Genomic DNA, 8,539 nt, shown 5'->3' with positions numbered 1-8,539 from the left:
CAGGCACGCCGTACTCGCACGCCGTGCCCGCACCTCCGGAACCCGCATCGGCGCCGTGGCCTTCCAGCCGTCCCCCGCCTCGTAGTGGGCGGGTCCGCAGGTCGCTCAGGGTCGGCCCAGAGGCGGGTCGGCGCGGGGGCATTTCCTCACCCCGCCGGGCAGAGTGCCGCCCGGTCTCACGCCCGCGTCCGAGGCACGCCCCGCACCGGTCCGTCGCCCGGGTCGATGGCGGCTGAGAGCCACCGACGCGGGCGCCGCCCCGTCCCCGGACCCGCACGGTCAGCCACCGGGCGGGCCCCCGAAGGACGCCCCGGGATCGCTCCCGGGCCGCCGCGGACAGGTGCGGTCAGGAAGCACAAAATAGGAACATTGTCAAGGCAATTCGAGCCACGCGCCGCGGTCGACGACGCTTCTCCGTCATCGCGAGCGCAGCGAAGCGACCCAGGGTCGCGCAACATCGGCAGGCGTCGCGCTGCTGGCTCGCTCCGCTCCGCTCGCAAGGACGTCGGTGCCGAGAAACCATCGGCCGCTGGCACCGTCACATGGGCCGAGCCCTGCCGTCACTCCGGGACGCCGCGGCGCGACTTCGGGATGACGGGCAAGCCGTCGCATCTGCTATGTCGGCACTCCGACCCTCCACCGAACGCGACGCCCGTGGCCATCGACCATATCGATCTCAGCCGGATCGACCTGAACCTGCTGGTCGCCCTCGACGCGCTGCTCGACGAGCGCAGCGTCACGCGGGCCGCCGCGCGGGTCGGGATCGGCCAGTCGGCGATGAGCTCGAGCCTCGCCCGCCTGCGCCGCCTGTTCGACGACGAGCTCCTGACCCGGGCGCCGGACGGGATGCGGCCGACGCCCCGCGCCCTCAAGATCGCCGAGCCGCTGCGCGCCACCCTCCGGCAGGTGCAGGCGCTGGTGCACCGGGAGGAGCGGTTCGATCCGGCCACCGTCGCGCGCACCTTCACGGTGAGCCTGCCCGACAGCGTCGAGGCGCTGCTCGGGCCGCGGCTGATCGCGCAGCTCCGGCGGGACGCGCCCGGCATCCGGCTGCTGCTGCGCTCCGTCGACCGGACCCGGATCCTCGACGAGCTCGACGCCGACCGGGTCGACCTCGCCATCGGCCTGTTCTCGGAGGGGCAGCTCCACCACAAGCAGCGCCTCCTCTACCGGGACAGCTACGTGGTGCTGTTCAACGCCGCCCTGATCGGCCTGGAGCCGCCGATCGGGCTCGACGATTACCTGCGCTTCCCCCACGTGCTGACGTCCCTGCGCGAGACCGCCCACGGGGTCGTCGATGACGCCCTCGCGCTGATCGGGCGCTCGCGCACCCTGGCGGTGACGACCCCGCGCTTCCTCGTGGTCCCGTTCATGGTCCGCGCGGCGCCGGTGATCGCCACGATGCACGCCCGGCTCGCGACCTCCTTCGCCAGCGCCCTGGCGCTGAGCGTCAGCCCCGTGCCGGTGCCCCTGGACGACGTGCCCGTGTCGATGCTGTGGCACGCCTCCTACGACCACGACCCGGCCCACCGCTGGCTGCGGGACCTCCTGGTCCGGCTGGCCCACGAGCCGCCGGCGCCGGGCATCATCTGATACGCTTTCCGCTTGAACGCGACGGTCGACGCATTCCGTGCCGTCCTCACGAGCGGAGCGAAGTGACCCAGGACAGCGCGAGGCTGGCCGGCGTCGCGCGATCTGGATCGCTTCGCTCCGCTCGCGAGGACGGACGTGCGGACGGCATCGACCGGCCGCGAGCAGACCGCACCGTCACAGGCACGGATCTGCTGCGGCCTCCAGGCGGCCGCGCGCGATCGCCGCGCGGAACAGGGCGAAGTCGGCCGCATTGCGCTCCGCGTAGGCCGCGGCCCAGTCGGCGATCGCCCCGCTCAGGTCGTGGTGCTTGCCGCTGCCGCAATAGCCGGCGATCGCCGCCGCGTCGCCGGTCCGCGCGTGGGCGCGCGCCAGCAGCGTCCCGTAGGCGTACGAGAAGGTCAGGAGCGGCGCGCCGGACATCCGCGCCAGCGGGATCGCGCCCTTCAGGTTCTTCATCTGGCGCACGTAGAACGGCCGGCCCGCGATGCTGGTCCAGCCGAGCAGCGGGTCGCCCACCGCCTGGAGCAGGCGCTGGCCGTAGATCACCCGCTCGCCCCCGTGCCCGGAGAACGGCGCCGGCACGCCCGGCAGGTACGGCGCGTGCGCCGGTCGGACCGCCTCCTTGACCTGCAGGAAGAGCGCGTCGGCGTCGGAATTGCCGAACAGCAGGGCGAGGTAGGCCCGGGTCCCGACGCTGCCGACGCCGACGACGCGGTGGGCGACGTCGACCACGTGGTAGCGGTCGAGCATGAAGCGCCGCTCCCGCGGCAGGGTCTCGGCGTAGCGCTCCAGTCCGGTGACGACGCCCTCGCGGGTCGCCGCGTCCACGGGTGTCAGGATCGGCGCGTCGGTCTGCAATTGCCAGGTGCCGTCGGTGCGCCGCTCGGCCACCTGGGCGAGCAGGCTGCGGTTGTTGCGACGCCGCGCCTTGTCGACCGCCCGGCGGACCACCGCCCGGGCCTCCGCGTTCATTTGGAGCCCTGCGATGTGCGGGCCGTTGGCGCGGGTGGTCTGGTACCAGACGTCGAGGGAGCCCTGCGGCGCGAGGCGCCGCATCGTGTGCTGGTAGCCGGAGACCGCCTCCATGACGGCCGCCCGCCGCTCGCCCGCCGGCAGGCCCGCGTCGTCGGTGGCGACCGCCAGCCCGGCCGCGAGGCGCTTGAGGTCCCACTCCCACGGGCCGATCGTGACCTCGTCGAAATCGTTGAGGTCGAGGACGATGTCGCGCTGCGGCGTGCCGAACAGGCCGAAATTGTCGGTGTGCGCGTCGCCGTTCATCACGACGTCGATGCCGCTGCGCGGCCCGCGCGACAGGTCCCAGGCCATGACGTGCGCGGCCCCGCGCAGGAACGCGAAGGGCGAGCTCGCCATCCGGGCGACCCGCAGTGGGATCAGGTGCGGCTGGCGGCCCGCGTGGGCGGCCTCGATCAGGGCGATCGGGTCGGGCCGGTCGGGATCGGAAGCCAGCGCGGCCTGGCCCGCGTGGGGCACCTCGGCGCGCAGCCGCTTGCCGGCCTTGCGCCGCTTGTCCCAGGCCTCGACGCCCGCGCGGAGGTCGATCCGCGGGAAATCGGCGACCGGTGCCAGCACCGAGTCCACGGCCGGGGCATCCGCATCCCGGTCCCCCGGCGGCACGGTCTTGTCGCTCTCGATGCGATCCATCGCTGTTCCATCGCGGCAGCCGGGTCGGCCCCGCCGGTGCGCTCGACCGGCCCGAAGCCGGGGCGGCGGACCGCACGTTAGCATCCGGCCGGCTCTGTGACGTCACGGGCCCGGACGGCCCTTGACCACCCTATAGGGGGGCCCTCTAACGAACCGAGTATTCGGGGGGTGTTCCTCCGTCTCGTGTCGTTCACGGCCTCGCGATCACAGTGCCGGAATCGACCCGGACGGCCGGGGAACACCGTTACATCAGCGAGACGTCGCATGCCCAAAGGTTCAGATCTCCTCGTCGCGGCCCTCGAGAACGAGGGCGTCGACCGCATCTTCGGGATTCCCGGGGAGGAGAACCTCGACGTCGTCGAATCTCTGCGCAACTCCAAGATCGAGCTGGTCCTGACCCGCCACGAGCAGGCGGCTAGCTTCATGGCCGCCACCCACGGCCGACTCACCGGCCGCCCCGGCGTCTGCCTCTCGACGCTCGGCCCGGGCGCCCTGAACTTCTCCACCGGCGCGGCCTACGCCCATCTCGGCGCCATGCCGATGATCATCATCACCGGCCAGAAGGGCATCCTGTCCTCGCGCCAGGCCAAGTTCCAGATCGTCGACGTGATCTCGTCGATGAAGCCGATCACCAAGATGGCCCGGCAGATCGTCTCGGCCTCCTCGATCCCCACCATCGTGCGCGACGCCTTCCGGGTCGCCACCGAGGAGCGGCCCGGCCCGGTGCTGCTGGAGCTGCCCGAGGACATCGCCTCCGAGGAGGCCGAGGCCGACCTCGTCCCCTCGCACCCGATCGACATCCCGGTCGCCCACCCGACCGCGATCGCGCGCGCCGCGGACATGATCCTGAAGGCCAAGCGCCCGCTGATCATGCTGGGCGCCGCCGCGAGCCGCCCCCGCGCCACCGGCGAGCTCGGCGGCTTCGTGCAGCGCACCGGCATCCCGTTCTTCACCACCCAGATGGGCAAGGGCACCGTCGCGGGCGGGACCGACCTCTACATGGGCACCGCGGCCCTCTCCGAGCGCGACTACGTCCACGAGGCGATCGATAAGGCCGACCTGATCATCGCCATCGGCCACGACACGATCGAGAAGCCGCCCTTCTTCATGGGCCAGGCCGACCAGAAGGTCGTCCACATCGGCTACATGCCGGCCAACGTCGAGCAGGTGTACTATCCGGATGCCGAGGTGGTCGGCGACCTCGGGCCGACGCTGAAGCTGCTGGCCGACAAGCTCGACGGCAAGCTCCCGAACGCGGGCGCGCTGCTGCACCTGCGCGAGCACATCCTCGGCCATATCGCCGATCGGGCCGGCGAGGACCGCTTCCCGGTGACGCCGCAGCGCCTCGTGCGCGACGTGCGCCGGGTGATCCCGGAGGACGGGATCGTGTGCCTCGACAACGGCATGTACAAGATCTGGTTCGCCCGGAACTACCGAACCTACGTCGCCAACACGCTGCTCCTCGACAACGCGCTGGCCACGATGGGCGCGGGCCTGCCCTCGGCCATGATGGCGGCGATGCTCTACCCGAAGCGGCGCGTGATGGCCGTCTGCGGCGACGGCGGGTTCATGATGAACAGCCAGGAGATGGAGACCGCCGTCCGGCTGAAGCTCAACCTCGTGGTGCTGGTGCTCGACGACTCGGCCTACGGGATGATCCGCTGGAAGCAGGCGGTCGACAAGTTCGCCGATTACGGCATGACCTTCAGCAACCCGGACTTCGTCCTCTACGCCAAGTCGTACGGGGCGACCGGCCACCGGGTCGAGTCGGTCAACGACCTCGTGCCGACGCTGGACCGGGCCTTCGCGGCGGGCGGGGTGCACCTCGTGGCGGTGCCGATCGACTACTCGGAGAACACCCGCGTGCTGGTCGACGAGCTGCGCGCCAAGGTGAAGGATTTCGAGCCGGCCGAGTGAGGCCGGTTTCGCAGATGGTCGGCACGCAAGACAGGGCAGCGCGATGAACCCGTTCACCTTCCAGACCACGCCGAACGTGCTGTTCGAGGCCGGCGCCGCGAAGAAGCTGCCGGAGATCGTCGGCAGCTTCGGGGCCAAGCGCGTCCTCCTCGTCACCGACAAGGGCGTGCGCAGCGCCGGCCTCACCCAGGCCGCCGAGGCGGCGCTGGCGGAAGCCGGCGTCACCCTCGACGTCTACGAGGACGTGGTCGCCGACCCGCCCTCGACGGTGATCGAGGCGGCGGCCAAGCGCGCCCGCGAGCTCGGGACCGACCTCGTCCTGTCGATCGGCGGCGGCTCGGCGCTCGATACCGCCAAGCTCGTGGCCTACCTCGCCAAGTCCGACGAGCCGCTCGACGCGATCTACGGCGTCGGCCTCGCCAAGGGCGACCGCCTGCCGCTGATCCTGGTGCCGACCACGGCCGGCACCGGCTCGGAGGTGACGCCGATCTCGATCGTCACGACGCCGACCACCGAGAAGAAGGGCGTCGTCGCGCCGAAGCTCCTGCCCGACTGGGCGGTGCTCGACCCGGAGCTGACGCTCGGCCTGCCGTCGCACGTCACCGCGGCGACCGGCATCGACGCCATGGTCCACGCCATCGAGGCCTTCACCAGCAAGAACAAGAAGAACCCGATCTCCGACCAGCTCGCCAAGCAGGCGCTGGCGCTGCTCTCGGCCAACATCCGGACCGCCTGCACGGACGGGAAGAACCTCGAGGCGCGCTCCGGCATGCTGCTCGGCTCGATGCTCGCCGGCATGGCCTTCGCCAACGCGCCGGTGGCGGCGGTGCACGCCCTGGCCTACCCGGTCGGCGCGATCTTCCACGTGCCGCACGGGCTCTCGAACGCCCTGGTGCTGATGGGGGTGATGCGCTTCAACCTCTCGCACGCTGAAGGACTCTACGCGGAGCTCGCTCCGATCCTCGACCCCGCGGCCGCCGACCTGCCGCGGTCCGAGGCCGCCAAGCGCTTCGTCGAGAGCCTCGACGCGATCTGCCGCGACTGCAAGGTGCCGGCCTCGCTCGCCGAGGTCGGCGTCGCCCGGCAGGACCTGGAGCGCATGGCCACCGACGCGATGAAGCAGACACGCCTCCTCGTGAACAACCCGCGCGAGGTCACCTACGACGACGCCTTCGCGATCTACGCCGAGGCGCTGGGAGAGGCGCGGCCGGCGGCGTGAGCATGACGACGGCGGTGATGCTGGGGCTGTCGCCCGATCAGTCCAGCCCACACCGTCATCGCGAGCGCAGCGAAGCGACCCAGGGCGGCGCGCCGTCGTTGAGCATGGCGCTGCTGGATTGCTTCGCTCCGCGCGCAAGGACGGCGGGTTCGAAGTCTTCAGCCTGAGGCTGTGAGGAGAGACGCCAGCATGGACCAGTTCGACGCGTTCCGGGCGATGAGCGAGTTCTGGACGCGGGCCGGCGCGGGCTTCTTCACCCCGGGCGCCGGGCAGTCCGCGCCCGGGTTCGGCTGGCCGACCTTCCCGGGCGGCGACCTCGCGGATCTCGCCGCGGCGCAGGCCAAGCTGACTGAGGCCTGGACCGCCGCCAGCGCCCTCTCGCAGACGCTGACGCGCTCGCTCCAGGGCGGCCCCGGCGCGCCGGACCCGACGGCCGGAGCGGTGCTCGCCCGGATCTTCGATCCGCAGGCCTGGCTCGGCGGCTCGGCCGAGTTCGACGCCGCCCTGACCCGCATGGCTGAGGGGCCGCAGCTCGCCGACCTGTGGCAGACCGAGCGGCGCTACGCGGCGCTGTTCACCGCCTGGGCGAGCCTGCGGCGGGCGCAGAGCGAGCATCAGGCCGTGATGCTGCAGGCCTGGACGCGGGCGGCTGGGACCTTCGCCCAGGAGGCCAATGCCCGCGCCGAAAACGGCGAGAGCTTCGCCTCCGCCCGCGACATGATGAGCCGGTGGATCGAGACCGCCAACGCGGTCCTTCTGGAGGTCCAGCGCTCCGACGCGTTCCTGGCCTCGCAGCGGGCGGTCCTGCGGGCCTCCACGGACCTCCGGCTCGCCCAGCAGGACGTCGCGGCCTTCCTGTCCGAGTTCTACGGCCAGCCGACCCGGGCCGAGCTCGACGACGTCCACAAGAGCCTGACCGAGCTGCGCCGGGAAGTCCGGGCGCTCCGCCGCGAGCGTCGGCAGGCCGGCAAGACCGCGAGAGCCGGCGGTTCACGGGTCGGGGAGGACGCCCATGGCTGATCAGGAGAAGCCGAAGGGGCCGGCCGCCCCGCTGAATCTCACCCCGGCCGCGTTGCTGGCCGAGGTCGGCACCCTCGGCCGCCGCATCAGCGAGGGCGCCAGGCTGTTCGCCGATGTCAGCGACGCCGATGTCGAGATCGCCACCACGCCGAAGGACCTGGTCTGGAGCCAGGACAAGGTCAGCCTCTACCGCTACCGGCCGCTCGCCGAGAGCAAGGGCCTGCCGCCGGTGCTCATCGTCTACGGCCTGATCGGCCGCTACACGATGGCCGACCTGCAGGAGGACCGCTCGCTGGTCCGCAACCTGCTGAATCTCGGCCTCGACCTCTACGTCGTCGACTGGGGCAATCCCGGCCGGGCCGACCGCTACGTCACCATCGACGACTACGTGGACGGCTACCTCGCCGAGTGCGTCGCCTTCATCCAGGAGGCGGCCGGGCGGGATAAGGTCAGCCTGCTCGGCATCTGCGAGGGCGGCGTCTTCACCACCTGCTACGCGGCGCTCTACCCCGCGACCGTCAACGCGATGGTGCTGACCATCACGCCGATCGACTTCCACGCCGACACGCGGGAGAACCGGGCCGGCCACGGCTTCATCAATGTCTGGACCCGGTCGCTCACGCCCGAGGACGTGGACCGGCTGATCGAGGCGCAGGGCTCCCTGCCCGGCGCCTTCATGGGCTCGGTGTTCTCGATGATGACGCCGATGCGCACCATGACGAAGTACAACCTCGACCTGCTCGACGCCCTCGACGACAAGAAGAAGTTCCTGAACTTCCTCCGCATGGAGAAGTGGATCGCCGACCGGCCGGACCATCCCGGCGAGGCCGCCAAGCAGTGGCTGAAGGACCTCTACCAGGACAACAAGCTGGTCGAGAGCACCTTCGAGCTCGGCGGCCGGAGGGTGGACCTGAAGGCCATCACCTGCCCGGTGCTGAACGTCTTCGCTCAGGACGACCACATCATCCCGCCGGCCACCTCGCAGGCGCTGAAGGATAAGATCGGCACCACCGACTACACCGAGATGGGTCTGCCCGGCGGCCATGTCGGCGTCTTCGTCGGCGGCAAGGCACAGAAGCTGCTGGGCTCCGGCATCGCCGACTGGCTCGGCAAGCGGGGGTAGGATGT

7 protein-coding genes are annotated in these 8,539 nt (G+C 71.3%); 6 read left to right on the top strand and 1 reads right to left on the bottom strand.

Annotation, left to right across the window (positions count from 1 at the left end):
- Window positions 1–654 precede the first annotated feature (654 nt).
- Entirely contained in the window at window positions 655–1,593 is a 939-nt protein-coding gene (locus BMY19_RS28430; protein WP_056527693.1) for a LysR family transcriptional regulator, read from the top strand.
- A 174-nt stretch (window positions 1,594–1,767) separates the two neighbouring features.
- Here BMY19_RS28430 and BMY19_RS28425 read toward each other — a convergent pair whose 3' ends face one another.
- Window positions 1,768–3,255, bottom strand: coding sequence for a DUF2252 domain-containing protein (locus BMY19_RS28425; protein ID WP_100253701.1), 1,488 nt, complete (start codon window positions 3,253–3,255; stop codon window positions 1,768–1,770).
- Window positions 3,256–3,519: 264 nt separating this feature from the next.
- Here BMY19_RS28425 and BMY19_RS28420 point away from each other — a divergent pair, with 264 nt between their 5' ends.
- Genes BMY19_RS28420 through phaC form a run of 5 tightly spaced genes read left to right on the top strand, consistent with a single transcriptional unit; the run spans window position 3,520 to window position 8,534 of the window.
- Window positions 3,520–5,172 (top strand): acetolactate synthase large subunit, encoded by a 1,653-nt coding sequence (locus tag BMY19_RS28420; protein WP_020095074.1) that lies wholly within the window; start codon window positions 3,520–3,522, stop codon window positions 5,170–5,172.
- Window positions 5,173–5,215: 43 nt separating this feature from the next.
- Window positions 5,216–6,391 carry an iron-containing alcohol dehydrogenase gene (locus BMY19_RS28415; protein ID WP_100253700.1) on the top strand — a complete coding sequence of 392 codons (1,176 nt, stop codon included), beginning with the start codon at window positions 5,216–5,218 and terminating at the stop codon, window positions 6,389–6,391.
- Window positions 6,388–6,558 carry a hypothetical protein gene (locus BMY19_RS31065; RefSeq protein WP_170863071.1) on the top strand — a complete coding sequence of 57 codons (171 nt, stop codon included), beginning with the start codon at window positions 6,388–6,390 and terminating at the stop codon, window positions 6,556–6,558. Before BMY19_RS28415 ends, BMY19_RS31065 begins: the two co-directional genes overlap by 4 nt.
- 22 nt (window positions 6,559–6,580) lie before the next feature.
- Complete coding sequence (locus tag BMY19_RS28410) at window positions 6,581–7,411, top strand: poly(R)-hydroxyalkanoic acid synthase subunit PhaE (RefSeq protein WP_100253699.1); 831 nt, start codon at window positions 6,581–6,583, stop codon at window positions 7,409–7,411.
- Complete coding sequence (gene phaC, locus BMY19_RS28405) at window positions 7,404–8,534, top strand: class III poly(R)-hydroxyalkanoic acid synthase subunit PhaC (protein WP_100253698.1); 1,131 nt, start codon at window positions 7,404–7,406, stop codon at window positions 8,532–8,534. Before BMY19_RS28410 ends, phaC begins: the two co-directional genes overlap by 8 nt.
- Window positions 8,535–8,539: the final 5 nt, after the last annotated feature.

It is taken from the genome of Methylobacterium sp. UNC300MFChir4.1 (assembly GCF_900110155.1).
GTDB lineage: Bacteria > Pseudomonadota > Alphaproteobacteria > Rhizobiales > Beijerinckiaceae > Methylobacterium.
Note: the sequence above shows the minus strand (reverse complement) of the source record. Positions and strands in the feature narration are given on the sequence as shown.

What these genes read in the sequence shown, in the direction of transcription:
- BMY19_RS28420 (WP_020095074.1), top strand. Translation starts at nt 3,520, where the DNA reads ATGCCCAAAGGTTCAGATCTCCTCGTCGCGGCCCTCGAGAACGAGGGC.
- BMY19_RS28410 (WP_100253699.1), top strand. Translation starts at nt 6,581, where the DNA reads ATGGACCAGTTCGACGCGTTCCGGGCGATGAGCGAGTTCTGGACGCGG.
- BMY19_RS28415 (WP_100253700.1), top strand. Translation starts at nt 5,216, where the DNA reads ATGAACCCGTTCACCTTCCAGACCACGCCGAACGTGCTGTTCGAGGCC.
- BMY19_RS28425 (WP_100253701.1), bottom strand. Translation starts at nt 3,255, where the DNA reads ATGGATCGCATCGAGAGCGACAAGACCGTGCCGCCGGGGGACCGGGAT.
- phaC (WP_100253698.1), top strand. Translation starts at nt 7,404, where the DNA reads ATGGCTGATCAGGAGAAGCCGAAGGGGCCGGCCGCCCCGCTGAATCTC.